The organism is Perspicuibacillus lycopersici (genome assembly GCF_025660475.1).
Lineage (GTDB): Bacteria > Bacillota > Bacilli > Bacillales > Caldibacillaceae > Perspicuibacillus > Perspicuibacillus lycopersici.
In genome coordinates, this window is the sequence record NZ_JAOUSF010000004.1 from 255849 (window position 1) to 273920 (window position 18072).

The window sequence follows — 18072 nt, forward strand, 5'->3', positions numbered from 1 at the left end:
TTTTTAAACAAATTTTAAACATTATCATACCTTCGATTTAACCTTCATTAGCTAATCTAGTAGTGAGGTGATAATTTTGGAATATATCGTAGAGACAAGGAAATTAACAAAGCGATTCGGAAAAGAATTTGCAGTATCTGATTTAGCGATGAAAATACCAAAGGGAGAAATATACGGTTTTTTAGGACCGAATGGTGCAGGAAAGACGACTACGATTCGGATGCTATTAGGACTAATGCAACCTACAGCCGGTTCTGTACGAATTTTTGGAAGTGATCTGAAAAAGGATAGAATAAATATTTTAAAAAAAGTGGGCTCCCTCGTAGAGAATCCATCCTACTATCCACATTTGACTGCAGCAGAGAATTTAGAAGTACTAAGAAAAATTTATGGAACAGAAAAAAATCGAGTAAACGAGGTTTTAGAGATTGTCCGTTTATCGGATGTTGCAAATAAAAAGGTGAAGGGCTTTTCCCTTGGAATGAAGCAGAGGCTAGGTATTGCGGCAGCTCTGTTAAACCGTCCAGAATTATTAATATTAGATGAACCGACGAACGGATTAGATCCTTCGGGGATTATCGAGATTCGGAATCTAATTAAACGATTACCTTCTATTTATGGAATGACGATCGTAATTTCTAGTCATCTTTTGTCGGAAATTGATCAAATTGCGACAACGGTAGGTATCGTAAGTAAAGGAAAAATGATTTTTCAAGATTCTATTGATGTTATGCGAACATTTTCGAAGCAAAGTGTTGTTGTAAAGGTAAATGAAAGCGAAAAGGCTTGGCGTTCGTTAATGGCAAAGGGCATTCAAGGGGAACTGCATGATGGGAAAATTTTATTGGTTGATAAAACAGATCAAGAGATAGCAGCAATTATTCGCAATCTCGTCCAAAATGGACACGATATTTATCGAGTGGAGGAGGACAAACGATCATTGGAGGATATCTTCCTACAAATGACGGCGGAGGAGGAGCGTGTCTGATGATTGGAAAACTAATCGGAATAGAATTAATGAAAATCAAACGTAAAGGAATTTGGTTTTTAACAGTATTAGGTCCCATTGGAGTGGTTGCTCTACAAATCGTCAACTACAGTGTGCGTAAAGATTATTTATTGCAGCAAAGTGAGGATGATTGGCTTTTCTATTTGTTAAATACCTCATCCATTACACCGTTTGCGATTATTTTAGGAATTGTCATTTTAACATCGTTTATGGCAAGTATTGAAAATGAAACAAATGCTTGGAAACAGCTTGTTGCCATGCCTGTCTCTAAATACAGTATTTATTTATCAAAATATACAGTGCTACTGTTTTTACTGCTGCTTTCCGCTAGTCTACTTACTGTATTTACATTTATATACGGATTATTTCTAGATTTAGGTGAAGTAGTTCCCTATCGGGAGTTATTTATGTATTCCTTCTATCCATTATTTGCAGCATTTCCTGTTTTAGGCTTGCAGTTGTGGGTTTCTTTTGTCAGTACGAATCAAGGAATCCCGGTTTCCATCGGTGTGATAGGTGTTATTCTTAGTTACTCTGCCTATGTGATACCGGATTGGTTGATTTGGAAATGGCCATCATTAATGAACCAATGGGATGAACCTTTAATCAATGTATGGCTAGGGCTTGCCGTAGGGTTTATCTTATATTTCATTGGAATGCTAGATTTTCATAGAAGGGACGTGAAATAAGTGTATCATTTACTGGATGCCGAATGGTTGAAGCTTCGAAAGTCCAAAATAACGTTTATTATGTTTGTTGGACCGATCGTCGGAATGATCCTTGGATTAACTGTCAGCACGGATATGTTTCCGGATGAAATTAATCATTGGTTTAGTACTTTGATGGTAATGAATTTGACCTATGCTTTATTATTTTTGCCATTAATCACCGGTGTTTTAGCAAGTACCATTTGTCGTTATGAGCATCAGGCTGGCGGCTGGAAGCAGCTATTAGCATTGCCGGTGACAAGAGGGAAAGTGTTTATAGCGAAATATTTATTACTAATCGTTCTTATTTTTGCTATGCAAGTTCTTTATCTTGGAGCAGTTGTTACCATTGGCTTTATTCATCAATATACCGATCCATTCCCAATGGAAATTGTTTGGAAAAGTATTCTTGGTGGTTGGGTTGCCACCTTCCCGTTGGCAGCATTACAGCTATGGATGTCCTTAATGTTTAAGAGCTTTGCTGCACCGTTAGCAGTCAATGTGATTTTTACCCTTCCTGCCATTTTAGCTGTGAACTCCGAAAAGGTAGGACCATATTATCCATGGGCACAGCCATTCTCCATGATGTATATTGGTGGCGATACAAAGGATGTCTTTTTTATCCCATGGGAACAATTAATTACAGTAGTAGGTGGGGGCTTTTTGTTATTTTTTCTTTGTGGCTATATTTATTTTCAGCGAAAAGCAGTTTAATCGAACTAGCTTTTTCTTTCAAATAATGTATGGTGTTGCGCATGAAAAACCTAGATTTTGGTAAATTTCCAGAAATCTAGGTTTGTTTTTGTTTGACAGGGAAAAATTACAATTAGAAGAAGGGGTTGCGAAACTTTTCATGGCATTCGTTTTAGTATAAAATAATAGTTTGTATATAAATAAATGGATTTATCGTATGTAAGGAAAATAACTGATTGTAAGCATCCGATTTTTAGAAAATAAGGAGCACATTAAATGGATAAACAAACGAACGTGCAAATACAAAAAGGACAAGTATTCCCGTTAACTATAAAACGACTAGGCATTAATGGTGAAGGTGTCGGTTATTTCAAAAAGCAGGTAGTGTTCGTGCCAGGTGCACTTCCTAATGAAGAAGTAGTAGTCGAGGCTACCAATATTCAACATAAATTTGCAGAAGGACGAATTAAAGAAATTCGCAAAAAATCACCGTTTCGTGTGAAAGCACCATGTCCAATTTATAAGGAATGTGGTGGCTGCCAATTACAGCATTTACAATATGAGCAACAGCTAAAGGAAAAACGCGATATTGTCATTCAATCGTTAGAGCGTCATACAAAGTTGAATATTGGAAAACTAGATATTCGACCAACAATCGGTATGGAAAATCCATGGGGCTACCGTAACAAAAGTCAATTCCAGGTAGGGCTGAAAAAAGGCAAAGTAATCGCAGGTCTATATAGTATGAATACCCATCAGCTAATCGATATTCCAAACTGTATGGTACAGCATCCTTCCACGAATAAAACGGTGACAGTAGTAAAACGAATTTTAGCGGACTTAAATATTCCGATCTATGATGAACGGAAGCGCAAAGGGGTTGTTCGTACCGTTGTCTCACGTGCCGGGATAACGACTGGCGAGGTTCAAGTTGTCTTAATTACAGCGCAAAAAGAGCTACCGAAAAAGGACATGATTATCGCAGAAATTCAAAAACGGCTACCAGAAGTAAAATCGATCATTCAAAACATTAATGGAAGAAAAACATCGTTAATTTTTGGCGAGGAAACGATTCATCTAAGTGGCGAACAGGTGATTCAAGAATCATTAGGTGATTTAAGCTTTGAATTATCTGCACGTGCCTTTTTCCAATTGAATCCACTACAAACAGTGAAGCTATATGATGAAGTGAAAAAAGCTGCCCAGCTTTCTGGCAGCGAAAAAGTGGTAGATGCTTATTGTGGTGTTGGGACAATTGGTTTATGGCTAGCAAGTAAAGCAGGGGAAATTCGGGGTATGGATGTAATTAAAGAAGCGATAGATGACGCGAAGAAAAACGCGAAACGCCACGGAATCAAAAATGCTCATTACGAAGTTGGCAAGGCAGAGCAAGTCATGCCAAAATGGGTGAAATCCGGCTGGCAGCCAGATGTCGTCGTCGTCGATCCACCACGATCCGGCTGTGACGACGCATTGCTAAATACGATTTTACAAACGAACGCCAAGCAAGTAGTGTACGTTTCCTGTAACCCATCAACATTAGCAAAAGACTTGAATCGCTTAATGAAAAAATATGATGTAGAGTATATTCAGCCAGTGGACATGTTTCCGCATACGGCGCATGTGGAAGTAGTAACATCGTTAAACCTTAAATTGTAACAAAATAATAAACTCTTCCGAACTAAAATAAACATTTCCGATTCAGGCTCGATCTCAGTTAAAATAAATATTTCCGATTTTCGATTCTGATTCAATACAATCCCGGGTTTTCCTCATTAGGAACCCGGGATTTTTTCTGGTATAATTCAATAGAAAATCAATAATAACTAAATAGTTTTATCCTAGCTAATCATGTTTGAACCCTCACCAATTCAGGCTTTTTTCAATATTTCACTAAGGTGTTTATTCAATAAGAGACCGAAGGTCTCATTCAATCTTTTCTCCATGTTTTTTCTTATTTCCCTTATTCATTTCTCCGCCTATTTTTCATTCCAAAATCGGAAGACTTTATTTTAACTCCCGAAAAAACGTGAAAAAAATGCGGAAAAACAGGTGGAAAAACGGTCATTTTTGAATCAAAAAAGGTCCAAAATGGGGGTTCCGTCGGAAATCTTTATTTTAACTCGAACGGAAGAATGCGGGTTTGAGGAGCGGGTTTTGAGTGATTTCTATTTTTGTTATACAAAATTGTAACGAACCAATAATTCTTACCAATACCATAAAAAACATCTCCAATTTCTCTTTTAAGTGAGAAAAAATAGATTTCGTAAAAAAGCGTGAGAAGAACAGGGCTTTCCCTTAAGGGATAGTCCTTTTTTGTGGCCGGATAAAGTTGTTATTCGGACTGGCATAAGTTCTAGATGTTTTCGCCTCCCTTTCCAAACTAGCTATTTGTGCTATGTGGGAGATTAGCTGGAAAAAAAGAATAATAGAGATATTTAGAATAAAGGGGATATTTTTGATAAAATATTCATAATTTGATGGATATTGAAAAGAAAGTGAGTGGTGAGTAGATGAATGATAGTTTGAGGGGAAAGATTGAAGAAATAATCGGTAAAATAAATACGGTGGATTTACTTGTTGAACAAGGATGCACTTCTGAAGTCCGTAAAATTGAGACAATTAAAGGTTTATATCTACTAAAAAGTGCATTCAAGGAAAAATATCGAATGTGGCTAAAGGAAGAGGCAAGGATATTAGAGAACATAAATATAGAAAAACAGATACCAGTTCCTGATTATTATGGATTTATAGAGGATGATAATAGCAGTAATCTGATTGTGTCGTTTGAGAATGGAACGACATTAACCACTGCTTTACGGGAAGCAAAATCACTTACTGAACGAAAATCTCTAATTAAAAGCTTCGGGTTATTTCTTCATCAATTCCATGAAAAGGAACCTATTAAGGTACTTGAGCAGAAAAATGATTGGCTAGAAAGACAGCTTGTTAAAGCTCAATATTATGTTGAAAATGGGCAAACAGAGGGCAGTAAAGAATTGCTAAATCAGCTAATAGCTAGAAAACCTTTTTCAGTGAAACAAACGATGATACATGGGGACTGCACAACAGATAATGTGTTAGTGAAAAATGGAGAAGTGAAACTTTTCATTGATATAGCTGGAATGACGGTGGGAGACCCTCGCTATGATATATCATTAGCAATAAGTGATTTTGTAGATGATCCGGAACTTTTAAATACTTTTTATGACGGGTATATACGCTATCGAGTTTCTTCGGAAGAGTTTCACTATTTTAATGATGGATTATATGAGTTTTTCTAAAAAATTCATATCCTTGACGGAAAATTAAATAAGAAATTTATAGATTAAAGGAGATGAATAGTATGGAAACGCAAATCATTACGGTAATTTTATCCACATCTGTACTAGGTGCTATTTTGGGAATTTTTTGGTAAGGAGAGTCCATCTGGTTTTATCAGACCATATACCTTTTACTTAATAAAATAGGAGAGAGAGAATGGAAAAGCCTGAGACAATGGGCTTTTTTATTTGCACTTAAATTAATGGAAAAATCATTGACTTATAGTCTAATTAGACTATAATATTTACGTGTTCATAGTCTAATTAGACGAAAATAATATTTGTAAGTTGGAAACTACGTAAGTATTCAATAGAAAAAGGAACACGCAATATTCTTTTGTAAATAATACAAAAAGAGAGGATGAAAAAAATGATTCAATCATTTTTACTAATAGGTCAATCAAATATGGCGGGACGGGGATTTATCCATGACGTACCACCGATTATTAATGAAAGAATTCAAATGCTGCGGAATGGTCGATGGCAAATGATGACAGAGCCGATCCATTATGATCGACCGGTTGCAGGAATAAGTTTGGCTGGTTCATTTGCAGATGCATGGTGTCGGAAAAATCAAGAGGATATGATAGGATTTATCCCTTGTGCAGAAGGTGGAAGCACGCTCGATGAATGGGCTCCAGATCAAACACTATTTCAACATGCAATCATGGAAGCGAAATTTGCTATGCAAACTAGTAAATTAACCGGGATTCTTTGGCATCAAGGGGAAAGTGATAGTATGAATGGGAACTACAAAGTTTATTACAACAAATTACTCTCCATTATGGATGCCTTTAGAAAGGAATTGAATGCACCAGATATTCCGCTTATTATTGGTGGTTTAGGTGATTTTTTAGGAAAAGATGGATTTGGAAAAGGTTGTACGGAATATACCTTCATTAATCAACAGCTACAAAAATTTGCTTTGGAACAAGATAATTGTTTTTTTGTTACAGCAGCAGGGCTAACATCTAATCCAGATGGTATTCATATGGATGCCATTTCACAAAGAAAATTTGGTTTCCGCTATTTTGAAGCTTTCTCTAATAAGCAACATGTAATGGAACCATTAACAAATGAAGATGAGCTGTTAAATCTTATTTCTTCTAGAACATATAGCAAAGCAGAAATGATCTATATGAAAATAATGGACCTGTCATTAGGAAAAATATCCTATGAAGAATTTCAATTACAACTCGTGCAAATCAACAAGGAATAGAATAGCTTTTAGCATAAAGAGGGTGATTATTTGATACCATTACTTATTTTAGGTTTATTGAAGCAAAATCCTGGCTCTTATGGATATGAGTTGTTAGCTTTAATGGAGGAGAGACATTATAAATATATCGTAAATTTTACGAAAGGATCCTTTTATTATAATCTTCAACAGTTAGAGGAAAAACAATATATTCAAAAGGTTGAGCAATTAGACAACACGAGAGAGACACGTAATTATATTATTACGGAACTAGGAAATAAAGAGTTTGAAAAATTAATGTTCCAATATGGCTCTAAGACTGATTATATCAATTTATCTTTTTATGCTGCGATGCTGTTTGCGGATGAATATGACAAAAAAGAGCTAATCAAGCTAATGGAAATTCAAATCGAACAAACAAAAGAGAAAATATCTTTGCTAGAACATTCGATCCAGCATTCCGAAACAATTTCGATACCTTTTAAAAAAATGCTAGAAAATTCACTTTCCCATCATTTAGTAAATGTTCAATGGTTTGAAGGGCTTTTAAAGGAAATAAGAAGTGAAAATTAAAATACAATCCAGCAATTGTTATTACCGTTTTTCGAAAATAAATATAATGAATTCAAGAGAATATTTGGGCTTATCCTTCTAATGGATAAGTCTTTTTTTCGTATTTGAAGGAGTTAACTAATATGTTAATTAATGGAAATATATTAAAAGTTATGGTCTTAGAAAGTTTGAAAAGGGGAAAAATAGGGTAGGAATACTAATAAGTATTATGTTTTTCTAAAATAATACTGGTTGTATGTTTGTAGCGTGTTTCGCTTGAAAAATTTTTTCTTGCACTGAAACGCGTTTCATAAATTACTCTTGTATCGGTGGCGTTACGCAAGTGTGCGGCGTTACACCTTTGTGAAGTGTTCTTCTATTTAAGAGGAACATTTCTTTTCTTTTTATCCCTAAATATTAGAGGTACGTAAAAGTGCATTTGAAAAGGTGTACCATTTCATAATCAACTTCCATTTATTTAGAAGAAATGATAGTTCTTTTAAAATGCAAATGGTGGTAATATCAGATTAGCAAAACATAAGAAGATGGAAACGATAAATAAAATTACTAGATTTTCTATAGTAAAATGAAAAACGAAGTAAGTTGATTTGATAATATGTTTGCTTATTCAAGAGAGTATGTAAAGGGGATATAACCGTGGCAAATATAAAAGACATCGCAAAGAGCGCAGGCGTTTCCGTTACAACCGTTTCTCGTGTGTTAAATGATCATCCATATGTAAGGAAGGAAAAAAGGGAAGCAGTACTGCGGGCAATTGAGGAATTTAATTACCAACGAAATATAAATGCAGTGCATTTAAGCAAAGGGGAAACCTTTCTTGTTGGGGTAGCGATTCCATATACCGATGTTCCTTATTTTGGTCTGATGTTAGAAGGGATTGCCAATGAAGCGGTAAAAAATAATTACAAGCTCGTTTTATTTCAAACAAATTATGAAGAAACTAGGGAGCTTGAAGCATTAAAGATGCTACAACATAAACAAATCGATGCACTAATTATTTGTTCAAGAAGCTGTGAATGGGAGGTCATTGACGAATATGTTCAATACGGACCCATTGTGTTATGTGAAGATGCAAGGGGAAAAAATGTGTCTTCCACATTTATTGATCACTATAAATGTTTTTTTAATGCATTAGAGTATCTTCATAACAAAGGACATCAAAAAATTGGCTACTGTGTAGGAAGAAAATCAGGTGCCAACAGTAAACAAAGGGAGAAGGCGTACAAAGACTTTTTGAAAAAGGAAAATCTATCTTTTGATCCTCATTATATTTTTTATGATTGTAATAAATTTGAAGATGGGGTAAAGGTAATCGAACAATTAACTAGATTACAAGACCCACCAACCGTGCTGTTAGTAACTAGTGATATTGTAGCTGCAGGAATTATCACTTGTTGTAAGGAAAAAGATATAGCAATACCTGGTGATCTTTCTATCATGGGATTTGATAACCAACCAATTGCCCAAATGATGCATATAACAACACTCGAAATTCCTTTAGTTGAAATAGGAAGAAAACTATTTCGCCAATCAATTGGCAGTAGAAATCCTTCTCATGAGGAAATAATGGTAAAATTAATTGAGAGACAGACTATTTAATAGGGTGATATTAAAATACAAAGGATAGAGATTCTGTCCTTTGTATATAGAGGGTAGCAGGGACAAATGCTTGTTCATCAAAGAAAAGATATACAATGCATTGATTAGCGACTATAAACCGTTCCGGAAATATTCTTCGTTTTCCATGGGATGGTGGTCATCTCTCTCTTGTTCCACACTGTTGGGTCCAGCCATTGCCACTTTATCCCACAGAAGTCTACCAATATTTCCTTCGCTAAAATAATGCGTCTTCTTGCTTTTGTCCCAGCTTCTGCCTTGTAAAAAATTAATTTTTTAGAAAATCTGGTTCTAAAAATTTTGGATTTGGATATTTGTAAAATCCTTCTCCTGTTGCTACGCCTAGTTTTCCTTTATCAATATACTCCGTCTTTAATAACTCCGCTAATTTTTTAAACTCTGGATCTCCTGTTGCCTCAGCTTTAGCATTTACTATGTTATAAGAAGTGGTGATACCTACAACGTCTAAAATAGCAAATGGACCTTTAGGGGCACCTGTTGCAATCATCCATGTTTTATCGATGGTTTCTACATCGGCAACTCCTTTTGACAAAAGTAATTCCGCTGCATCTAATAATGGAACTAGTAAGGAATTTAAAATGTAGCCAGGCTGTTCTTTATGTAACGGTAAGGCAACCATACCTATACTCTTTGCGAATTCTACTACCGCATCAAAGATAGTACTATCTGTGCCTGGATGTTTCATAATTTCCGCTGTGTTATTTAACCAAATTTCATTGGCAAAGTGTAAAGCTAAAAATTTCTCTGGACGACCAGTAGCTTCAGCAAATTGGCTAGGTAGCAACGTAGAAGAGTTTGTTGCAAATACTGTTTTTTCAGGTGCTACTTGCCCCAACTCTTTGTAAAACTCTGTTTTAATCTTAACTACTTCAGGTATTGCCTCAATAACAAGATCAGCATTTGAAACTGCTTTGGATAAATCAGAATAGAATGTAATTCGATCAAAGGCATTATCGACGTCTTGCTGACTTGCATCAAGATCTTCCTGATATCGTTTTTTTAGTTTCTTAATTTTTTCCTTGGCTTTTTCAAGTGCCTCATCAGTAATATCATATACAGTGACATTAAATCCGTGAAATGCTGTTTGGTAGGCAATTTGACTTCCTAAAACGCCGCTACCAGCAATAGTAATATTCTTGAAATTCATCGTTATTTTCCTTCTTTCGATTAATACCATTTATTGTAAAATTACTACTGTATTATTATGCCTCTTTCTATTACGATATATGAAGGAATATGCTCACGATTTTTAAATATCAATACTTTTGAATTTTCTATCTCTTCCTCCCCGATAATAAGATGGAAAGAATAGAGCAGCCAAAAATTTTTATTTCTGGCTGCTTTTTGCTTTCTATTAGTATTTTGGATGAGGATGGTGTGGAAAGTCCTTATCAATGTGAACTTGTTGTTTTTGAAGTACTTTAAGAGTAAGTTCAACGACCATTTTTTCTTCGATTTTTGTGAAGGTTCCTTCTTCGAATGGGGCATTAATAAGTTCACCGTCTGGACCATATACAACTCCCATTTCACGGTCAAGTGCTTCATCGTATTCAATAAATTTACTGTACAATAGCTCACAGTATGGAAGTTCGTTGAAAACTTCTCCACTGATTTGATCGTATTGGGAGAAATCTCCAGAAAGTAGATGTTCTTTTTGTGAAAATCCTTTTGGCAATTTACTAGAACTAAAGAATGTAAAGTCGTTTGTATCTGGGTTGGAATGGAAATGTGGTTTATTTAAGAAATCAATTTCTGTAACTGCTTCGAAAGGAATATCTACTGTTAAGGAGTGGATACTAGAAAGCACTTGATGACCATCTGCTTTTTTCGGTGTAGCATATTGGATATTTTTGCGAACAAAACCTTTAATGAATAGTTTGTTCGTAGGAAGTAATAGACGGCATTGTGTTAATTTCAAATGCTTCTTGATCTTTTTGATTTCCAGAACAGGCTCTGGGAACTCGATTTTTGCGTCCATATCGATTTGAATAGTAGTTTCTCCAAGTACTACTGGAACTTTTACATAAGCTTTTTGAATTGCATGTGGTTGAACTGGTTTATTGTGTACAGCTGGAACGACAGTATTTTTTTGTTTCGATTTCTTTTTTGGATAATATGGTGTGGACGCTTTCGAATCTTTAGATTCTGTTCCTTTATTGTTGTGATTTTCTGACATCTGTTTCTCTCCTTTTCATTTGATTTTTGTTACAGTATTACTATATTTTCAAGCAAGTCAGAATGTATAAGCGTTTGCCACTCCCAATATCGCCCTTTTTTCCATTTTGAATAATTGGAGAGGAAACTGTAGCAAATATCGTTTTCTCTAGTGAAGTTGTACATGTCAAAAAGAGAAAACCGGACATACGATATACAAAAATATGTAAGGGGTGAAATGGATGGGTAGAAATAATAGAAGGACAAGAGCAGTCGTTGATATAGACGATCTCATTATTCGAGCAGACAATATTGTGGTTGTTGGTGATCGAAACAGTCCTGTTCGAAATGGTCGAGTTGCTGGTATTCAAGATGACGATGATATGGAAAATGTGGAAGTTAAAAGACATAATTACTACCAAGATGGTGTTCTAGGAATTTCGGAGGAAATTCACTATTATGGTCCAAATCGAATTGATTTTTAATTTGGGGAAAATATGGATATAATTCGTAAAAAACAATGGCAGGTTAGAGAGTACTTACCTGCCTGTTTTATATGAAGTAATATAAAGGGGATAGACTATTAGTCCATTATTACTTGCTGCTTCTGTAAAACTCTGAGCGTGATTTCTACGATCATTTTTTCTTCCATTTGGTAAAAGGTTCCTTCGTCAAACGGTACCTCCATACGTTCTCCTAAAATTCCAATAACCCTGCCTGTTTTACGATCAATCGCTTCATCAAACTCGATAAATTTACTAGAAATCAATTCACAGTAAGGCTCCTCGTTAAAAACCTCTTTTGTTACTTGTTCATGTAGGGCGAAGTCTCGAGAAAGCAGCCTTCTTTTGTGTGAAAAATCAGGTATTAGTTTCTCTTTAGCGAAGAAAAAGAAATTTTCTTGTTCAGGGGTAGGATGGAAAATTGGTTGGTTAATAAATTCAATTTCGGTGACTGCTTCAAACGGGATATCCGTTGTCAAGGAATGAATTCGCGAGACAATATACCGAGCTGTGGATTGCTTTGGCGTAGCATAAGTAATATTTTTACGTACAACCCCTTTTAAAAATAACTTATTTGTTGGTAGAAGCAAGCGGCATTGCGTTAGTTTTAAATTACGCTTTATTTCTTTTATCTCAAGAACTGGCTCAGGGAATTCCGTATTTCCATCAAGGTTAAGCTGAATCGTCGTTTCTCCAATTACGACCGGTGCATTCACATAGGCTGTAGAAATAGCTTGTTGTTGTGGTTGTATAGGCGTACTTGCAACCTCCGGAATAACGGTATTTCTTTGTACCCGCATACCAGGAAAATATGGCATTGATGGCTTCGTCATTTGATCTTTATGATTTCCTTTAGGAGTTGGCTCCATCGAGTGGTTCTGGTGCTGATCTTTCTGCATACCGTTCCTTCCTTTCTACTGAACAGCTTTACTTCATAGCATATTAGAATTGGGCGCAAATGGTGCTTTGCCTAGGTCGTTTTTTTAGATGAAAAACCAGCAAAAAAAGGCATTTTATGTAGTGTACTTGAACACGCAAAGCTCTCTTATTGTACATATAGTAAACAAGCAGGTAGAAAGGAGGGAAAAGTATGAGTAGAAATCATAATAGAAATAGAACAAGAGCCCTACTAGTAGTTGATGATTTATTTGTCCAAGCGGAAAACATAGTTATCGTTGGAGACAGAGCAAATGGCCAAGTGGCTGGTGCAGAAGATAATAGAAATAATGGTAATAACGGAAATGTACAAGACATTATTGATGACATTTTAGACGAAATTTGCGGCCGTCGCTAGTAAATGGACTCAGAGGACAGGAATCATGCTCCTGTCCTTTTTTATTTTTCAAAAAATGTAGAACTACTTCATGAACAGTAAAACATTTGGTTATTTTCTTTTACATACAAGTTAAATTTTGAAAGGAGGGAATAATCTGAAACTATAGGAGCGATTGAAACGTATGGATAAGTATATTATTTTCCATCCAAACCGTTGGAGGAGGATCCGGATATGGTTTTTATTTGTGCAGTTCTATGTATTCCCATTTATTTTTTATTATTTCTTGGTATTGTTGATCCAAGAGAGTTGATTATGTGGGGAAACCGTTGGAAGTTTAAGGAAGAGCCGGAGCTATCGGATGAGCTTCTTCGCATAACAAAATATAGCTCGCTTGTCTGTATAATAGTTCTCACGCTGATTTGGATTGCTACTATCATTTCCTTCTTCAAGTAAAACATAAATATAATAAAATATTTGTTTCCCAAAGTATAGAGAAGTTGGAGAAGGATTCTTTGTAGGATTGGAAGAATATAAACGGAAAGGGTTAGTAATGTACGTGTGAGGGGGAGAAGCAATGAAATTGGCAGAGGCATTAATTATCCGAACAGATTATCAAAAAAAGGTAGAACAATTAAGAAATCGACTCTTCCAAAATGTAAGAGTACAAGATGGGGATCAACCGAGTGAGGATCCAAAAGTAATTATGGAAGAGTTAACAGATCTATTAAAAAAACTAAAAAGTTTAATTCGACATATTAATAGAACTAATTTATTGACTAGTTTTGACGAAAGGCAATCTTTAGCGGATGCATTAACTAGTCGAGAAATAATTGGCCAGGAACGTAAAATTTATAGTGAGCTACTGGAACAGGCGAACGTTAGAATTGATCGGTATTCCAGAACGGAAATTAAATATGTTACAACCATTAATGTCAAAGAAGCACAAAAACATGTGGATGATTTATCACAGCAATACCGGTTACTAGATATGAAAATTCAAGAGCTTAATTGGAAAACCGATTTAATGGAGTAATCTGCAAGAAGGAAAGCTAGCAGGTAGCGAATATGAAAAGGCGAATACCAAAAATCAAAAACAACCTGTCACGTTGTCCAATGGTAAAGGTTTCGGGGTAACCTAAAGAGGTTCGAGTCCTCATTACAGCTTATACCCATTACTGTAACAATATTACCGTTTATAAGTCATACAAATTACTACCAGGTATTGATTTTCTTTTCGTGAGGGTGGATAGGGGATACTATTTTTGTTAAATTTATAGGTTACTAGATAGGAAGAGAGTTGAGGTGGATGTTGGTTATTGGAATTTCTCTCCAACCATCGAATCTACCTTTTTTTATTTATTCAATGAGTTGCCAAATAGTGAACAAAAGGAATTTACGGGAGGACACTTCATGGAAATTATCATAAGCAAGGAATATTTTAATAAAGCAATCACAGATGTTAGTAAAGCGATATCGAATAAAACAGCTTTCCCTTTTTTTTCTGGAATTAAACTAGTTGCTTCAACTGATCGATTAACGCTCATCGGCAGGGATTCAGATATTATCATTGAGACAATTATTCCTTCTACTATTAAGGTAATACAGGTATTGAATGTTTATGCGACAGGTAGTGTAGTAATATCGGCAAAATATTTGTTAGAAATAGCAAAGAAATTACCAAACGATATTTGTATAAAAGTAGATGAAGCACAGGTAGCTACTATTCAGTCTGAGGAAATAGTAATAAAAGTGAATGGCTTTGATCCCTCGCAATATCCAAGTATTCCTGAAATATATGAAACAAAGCATGCGGAAATTCAATGTTCGGATTTAATCGAAATGGTTAAACAAACGACATTTGCTATTTCTAAAAGTAATTCTAAGCCTGTTTTAACAGGGGTACATATGACGTTTGCAGAAAATCATCTCCAATGTGTTGCAACAAATTCTCAACGTTTAGCTTTACGTGAGCTACCGATTATATCGAATATACATGGTTCGTATATTGTTCCTAGTACAAGTTTAAATCATCTAGCAAAACTACTATCATCTGACGATCGTTTACTGCAGATTTTTCTAACCGGTAGCTATATTGTGTTTCAAACGAAAACTATTACCCTTTATGCTAGATTAATTGAAGGGATTTATCCTAATGTATCCAGCTTGTTTCCAAAAGTATGGAATACAATAATTACGATGAACACGAACCTTTTATTAAAAGGGATTGATAGAGCCTCGATATTTTCGAGCGAATGGAAAAATAATAATGTAAAATTAGCAATCAAGAAAGGTGAAAAGCTAAGAATTTCATCTACTGCAACAGAAGTGGGTCAAATCGAGGAAACACAAAATATTACAACGATAAATGGGGAGAAAGAATTAACAATATCCTTTGACGGAAGGTACTTAATAGAGGCATTAAGAGAAATTAAGGAAGAAGAAATTAAGATAAGCTTTGGAGGCGCAATGAGACCTGCTTTAATTGAGCCGTTGGGTAATTCTTCCTATGTTCATCTTATTTCGCCTGTTCGTACGTATTAATAGTGTAGCGTTCTGGGCTAGTAATATTTTTATTTTTCTTGATGCTTCTTACTGTATTTTATAGGATTTTATTGGATTTCTTGATATTAAGACGGATGTGATCTCCTGCCATTTTTTTGATGCTATAAATAAAATAAAATTTTTACTTGAAATTAAAGAGAATAATTTGTACAATATAAATCGGAATCATTACGATTTATAACAGAAGATAAGTGGAAAGACTATTTGTTATGTTCATAAGAAGAACGTAACTAATAGTTTTTTACTTATTAAATCGGAATGATTACTATTATCAAGAGGTGAATCAATGAAAAAAATCCCAGTAACCGTTCTTAGTGGCTATTTAGGAGCGGGAAAGACGACATTACTGAATCATGTATTAAAAAATCGAGAAAACAAAAAAATTGCCGTTATTGTAAATGATATGAGTGAGGTTAATATCGATGCTTCGTTAGTGAAGCAAGGAGGTTTTTCCCGAACAAATGAGAAGCTTGTGGAGCTTCAAAACGGCTGTATTTGCTGTACGTTACGGGAGGATCTAATGATCGAAGTAGAAAGACTCGTTCAGGCAGGGGATATTGACTATATTTTAATAGAATCCTCAGGTATATCAGAACCGATTCCAGTCGCTCAAACCTTTACATATGTAGATGACAACCTTGGAATCAACCTGTCAAAATATTGTAGGCTCGATACGATGGTGACAGTTGTCGATGCAAATCGCTTCTGGCATGACTTTGCTTCAGGGGAAAGCTTGCTCGACCGAATGCAGGCAACGAATGAATTTGACTCTCGAGATGTAGTTGACTTATTAATCGACCAAATTGAATTCGCTAATGTCCTTGTTTTAAATAAAATTGATTTGATAGATGAAGAAAGTCTTTTGAAATTAAAAGCAGTATTAAGAAAACTAAATCCAATAGGAAAAATAATCGAAAGCTATCATGGAGAGATTCCGTTAACATCGATTTTAAACACAGGTTTATTTAATTTTGAGGAAGCAAGCCAAGGTGCAGGATGGATAAAGGAACTAAATGAAGAGCATGTACCAGAAACAGAGGAATATGGTATTTCTTCTTTTGTATATCGAAGAAGAAGACCGTTTCATCCGGAAAGATGGATGGCATGGCTGGAAGAAATGCCGGAAAATATTGTTCGAGCGAAGGGCTTCTTTTGGCTAGCCTCTCGTAATAATATGGCGGGTTTACTGTCACAAGCAGGTCCGTCTATTATATTCCAAGCTGCAGGGCTGTGGCTTGCTGCTTATCCGGAGAGGGAAAGAAATCAAATCCTGAAAAATGAACCAGAAATATTAGAGAGATGGGAGATGGAATATGGCGATCGAATGACGGAATTAGTCTTTATTGGGATTGATTGGAATAAACAGGAAATAGAAAGCGGACTAGATCAATGTTTATTAACAGATGAGGAGATGACAATGAATTGGTCATCTTTTCGCGATCCACTACCAGCGTTTATAGGATTATAAATACAATTTGGAGGAGTCAAAAATGAGAGTAAAAATCACGTTAGCATGTACAGAGACAGGCGATAGAAACTATATTACAACGAAAAATAAGCGAAATAATCCGGAACGGATCGAATTGATGAAGTACTGTCCGCGTTTAAAAAGACGTACATTACACCGTGAAACGAAATAAACGTGGTACGAAGTAGAATAGAAGATAGGAGTAGATGTGCAGATACTACAATGGAGCAATAAAATATGGAATCCTTATCAAAATGGAAAAACGAATGCGATAATTCGTATGACAAACGTTTTACTGTTACGATACCTATTGAGATTCGAATAAATTCCATTTACTCCCCGGACAGGAGAGGTAGTTATTTCAATTGCAGCGGGTATTATTTGTATAAAGAAAAAGAATAATGCTACCTACGAAAATCAAATAGTTCTTAGCTCAAATGGCTCATTTATATACCTGTCGAGATTCGTCGTGATATAAATTAGACGCTGAAACTGAATTTGAAATCGTTACATTTAGAAAAACTTCATTGGGTTAGTATCAGTAAAACAGCAGGGAGCATAAAATCGATGCTCCCTTTCATATGAAATAAAATAATGATCAACCGGTTATTCATCTATGGAGCTTGATTGCTCCCAGTCCATCCAAGTAATTATCTCCGGAGTAGATAAAAGCATGGAATTCAATTTTTCTTCTTTAGATAAATTATCGCTGCTATCTTTTCCTTGTATTTGCTCGCCGTGCATATTTTCTTCTCGTTTTTCCATCGATTTTCATGCTCCTTTTCTCGGTTTCTTTCAAATGCTACCGTTATGTTATTTTTCCAATAAAATGAAAAATTAACCTATATTCGCTAGAATTTTTGTTAGTGTTTTCTCGCTGTTAAACAAATGGGTTATTTCGGCAAAAAATGGTTTTACTAGGAGTAAAACTAGAGAAATAGTGGGAGATTAAAAGAGGGAACGGAAAT

The 18072-nt window shown here is 35.3% G+C and carries 19 protein-coding genes; 15 read left to right on the forward strand and 4 right to left on the reverse strand.

Translation table 11 applies throughout. From position 1 onward, the window contains the following. Positions 1-76: 76 nt before the first annotated feature. The 8 genes from OEV98_RS13360 (at position 77) to OEV98_RS13395 (ending at position 9102) form a co-directional block, all read left to right on the forward strand. Positions 77-988, forward strand: a complete 912-nt coding sequence (locus OEV98_RS13360; protein WP_263073820.1) for an ABC transporter ATP-binding protein — start codon at positions 77-79, stop codon at positions 986-988. After that, the gene (locus OEV98_RS13365; RefSeq protein ID WP_263073822.1) at positions 988-1698 is read left to right on the forward strand and encodes an ABC transporter permease; all 711 of its coding nucleotides are present in this window, start codon (positions 988-990) and stop codon (positions 1696-1698) included. Before OEV98_RS13360 ends, OEV98_RS13365 begins: the two co-directional genes overlap by 1 nt. Further along, positions 1699-2430 carry an ABC transporter permease gene (locus OEV98_RS13370; RefSeq protein ID WP_263073823.1) on the forward strand — a complete coding sequence of 244 codons (732 nt, stop codon included), beginning with the start codon at positions 1699-1701 and terminating at the stop codon, positions 2428-2430. Positions 2431-2685: 255 nt separating this feature from the next. After that, positions 2686-4068, forward strand: coding sequence for a 23S rRNA (uracil(1939)-C(5))-methyltransferase RlmD (gene rlmD / locus OEV98_RS13375; RefSeq protein ID WP_263073824.1), 1383 nt, complete (start codon positions 2686-2688; stop codon positions 4066-4068). 854 nt (positions 4069-4922) lie between these two features. Further along, positions 4923-5693, forward strand: a complete 771-nt coding sequence (locus OEV98_RS13380; RefSeq protein ID WP_263073825.1) for an aminoglycoside phosphotransferase family protein — start codon at positions 4923-4925, stop codon at positions 5691-5693. 409 nt (positions 5694-6102) lie between these two features. Continuing rightward, entirely contained in the window at positions 6103-6951 is an 849-nt protein-coding gene (locus tag OEV98_RS13385; protein ID WP_263073826.1) for a sialate O-acetylesterase, read from the forward strand. A 30-nt stretch (positions 6952-6981) separates the two neighbouring features. Then, positions 6982-7503 carry a PadR family transcriptional regulator gene (locus OEV98_RS13390; protein ID WP_263073827.1) on the forward strand — a complete coding sequence of 174 codons (522 nt, stop codon included), beginning with the start codon at positions 6982-6984 and terminating at the stop codon, positions 7501-7503. A 636-nt stretch (positions 7504-8139) separates the two neighbouring features. Further along, positions 8140-9102 (forward strand): LacI family DNA-binding transcriptional regulator, encoded by a 963-nt coding sequence (locus OEV98_RS13395; RefSeq protein ID WP_263073828.1) that lies wholly within the window; start codon positions 8140-8142, stop codon positions 9100-9102. A 286-nt stretch (positions 9103-9388) separates the two neighbouring features. On the opposite strand, the gene OEV98_RS13400 is transcribed toward OEV98_RS13395, so the two are convergent. Further along, on the reverse strand, positions 9389-10288 hold the full coding sequence (locus tag OEV98_RS13400) for a 3-hydroxyacyl-CoA dehydrogenase (protein ID WP_263073829.1): 900 nt from the start codon (positions 10286-10288) through the stop codon (positions 9389-9391). A 207-nt stretch (positions 10289-10495) separates the two neighbouring features. Next, positions 10496-11317 (reverse strand): CsxC family protein, encoded by an 822-nt coding sequence (locus OEV98_RS13405; protein WP_263073830.1) that lies wholly within the window; start codon positions 11315-11317, stop codon positions 10496-10498. Between the two features lie 220 nt (positions 11318-11537). Between OEV98_RS13405 and OEV98_RS13410 the strand changes: the two genes are divergently transcribed. Beyond that, complete coding sequence (locus tag OEV98_RS13410; protein WP_263073831.1) at positions 11538-11780, forward strand: hypothetical protein; 243 nt, start codon at positions 11538-11540, stop codon at positions 11778-11780. 98 nt (positions 11781-11878) lie between these two features. On the opposite strand, the gene OEV98_RS13415 is transcribed toward OEV98_RS13410, so the two are convergent. Beyond that, positions 11879-12697 carry a DUF3794 domain-containing protein gene (locus OEV98_RS13415; protein WP_263073832.1) on the reverse strand — a complete coding sequence of 273 codons (819 nt, stop codon included), beginning with the start codon at positions 12695-12697 and terminating at the stop codon, positions 11879-11881. A 191-nt stretch (positions 12698-12888) separates the two neighbouring features. On the opposite strand from OEV98_RS13415, the gene OEV98_RS13420 reads away from it, so the two are divergent. From OEV98_RS13420 to rpmG, 6 genes are all read left to right on the forward strand, one after another. Continuing rightward, on the forward strand, positions 12889-13092 hold the full coding sequence (locus tag OEV98_RS13420) for a hypothetical protein (protein ID WP_263073833.1): 204 nt from the start codon (positions 12889-12891) through the stop codon (positions 13090-13092). Positions 13093-13305: 213 nt separating this feature from the next. After that, positions 13306-13527: a hypothetical protein gene (locus OEV98_RS13425; protein ID WP_263073834.1), complete on the forward strand. Its 222-nt coding sequence runs from the start codon at positions 13306-13308 to the stop codon at positions 13525-13527. Positions 13528-13648: 121 nt separating this feature from the next. Then, complete coding sequence (locus OEV98_RS13430) at positions 13649-14107, forward strand: DIP1984 family protein (RefSeq protein WP_263073835.1); 459 nt, start codon at positions 13649-13651, stop codon at positions 14105-14107. 377 nt (positions 14108-14484) lie between these two features. Further along, the gene (dnaN, locus tag OEV98_RS13435; protein WP_263073836.1) at positions 14485-15615 is read left to right on the forward strand and encodes a DNA polymerase III subunit beta; all 1131 of its coding nucleotides are present in this window, start codon (positions 14485-14487) and stop codon (positions 15613-15615) included. Positions 15616-15922: 307 nt separating this feature from the next. Beyond that, complete coding sequence (locus tag OEV98_RS13440; RefSeq protein WP_263073837.1) at positions 15923-17104, forward strand: GTP-binding protein; 1182 nt, start codon at positions 15923-15925, stop codon at positions 17102-17104. A 22-nt stretch (positions 17105-17126) separates the two neighbouring features. Then, positions 17127-17276, forward strand: coding sequence for a 50S ribosomal protein L33 (rpmG, locus tag OEV98_RS13445; RefSeq protein ID WP_263073838.1), 150 nt, complete (start codon positions 17127-17129; stop codon positions 17274-17276). Between the two features lie 434 nt (positions 17277-17710). Here the strand turns inward: rpmG and OEV98_RS13450 are convergent, their stop codons facing one another. Further along, entirely contained in the window at positions 17711-17869 is a 159-nt protein-coding gene (locus tag OEV98_RS13450; RefSeq protein ID WP_263073839.1) for a hypothetical protein, read from the reverse strand. Positions 17870-18072: the final 203 nt, after the last annotated feature.

Excerpts from the sequence above, each read along its gene's own strand:
- OEV98_RS13365 (WP_263073822.1), top strand. The coding sequence starts at position 988 with ATGATTGGAAAACTAATCGGAATAGAATTAATGAAAATCAAACGTAAA.
- rlmD (WP_263073824.1), top strand. The coding sequence starts at position 2,686 with ATGGATAAACAAACGAACGTGCAAATACAAAAAGGACAAGTATTCCCG.
- OEV98_RS13380 (WP_263073825.1), top strand. The coding sequence starts at position 4,923 with ATGAATGATAGTTTGAGGGGAAAGATTGAAGAAATAATCGGTAAAATA.
- OEV98_RS13385 (WP_263073826.1), top strand. The coding sequence starts at position 6,103 with ATGATTCAATCATTTTTACTAATAGGTCAATCAAATATGGCGGGACGG.
- OEV98_RS13400 (WP_263073829.1), bottom strand. The coding sequence starts at position 10,288 with ATGAATTTCAAGAATATTACTATTGCTGGTAGCGGCGTTTTAGGAAGT.
- OEV98_RS13405 (WP_263073830.1), bottom strand. The coding sequence starts at position 11,317 with ATGTCAGAAAATCACAACAATAAAGGAACAGAATCTAAAGATTCGAAA.
- OEV98_RS13410 (WP_263073831.1), top strand. The coding sequence starts at position 11,538 with ATGGGTAGAAATAATAGAAGGACAAGAGCAGTCGTTGATATAGACGAT.
- OEV98_RS13415 (WP_263073832.1), bottom strand. The coding sequence starts at position 12,697 with ATGCAGAAAGATCAGCACCAGAACCACTCGATGGAGCCAACTCCTAAA.
- OEV98_RS13420 (WP_263073833.1), top strand. The coding sequence starts at position 12,889 with ATGAGTAGAAATCATAATAGAAATAGAACAAGAGCCCTACTAGTAGTT.
- OEV98_RS13425 (WP_263073834.1), top strand. The coding sequence starts at position 13,306 with ATGGTTTTTATTTGTGCAGTTCTATGTATTCCCATTTATTTTTTATTA.
- OEV98_RS13430 (WP_263073835.1), top strand. The coding sequence starts at position 13,649 with ATGAAATTGGCAGAGGCATTAATTATCCGAACAGATTATCAAAAAAAG.
- dnaN (WP_263073836.1), top strand. The coding sequence starts at position 14,485 with ATGGAAATTATCATAAGCAAGGAATATTTTAATAAAGCAATCACAGAT.
- OEV98_RS13440 (WP_263073837.1), top strand. The coding sequence starts at position 15,923 with ATGAAAAAAATCCCAGTAACCGTTCTTAGTGGCTATTTAGGAGCGGGA.
- rpmG (WP_263073838.1), top strand. The coding sequence starts at position 17,127 with ATGAGAGTAAAAATCACGTTAGCATGTACAGAGACAGGCGATAGAAAC.
- OEV98_RS13450 (WP_263073839.1), bottom strand. The coding sequence starts at position 17,869 with ATGGAAAAACGAGAAGAAAATATGCACGGCGAGCAAATACAAGGAAAA.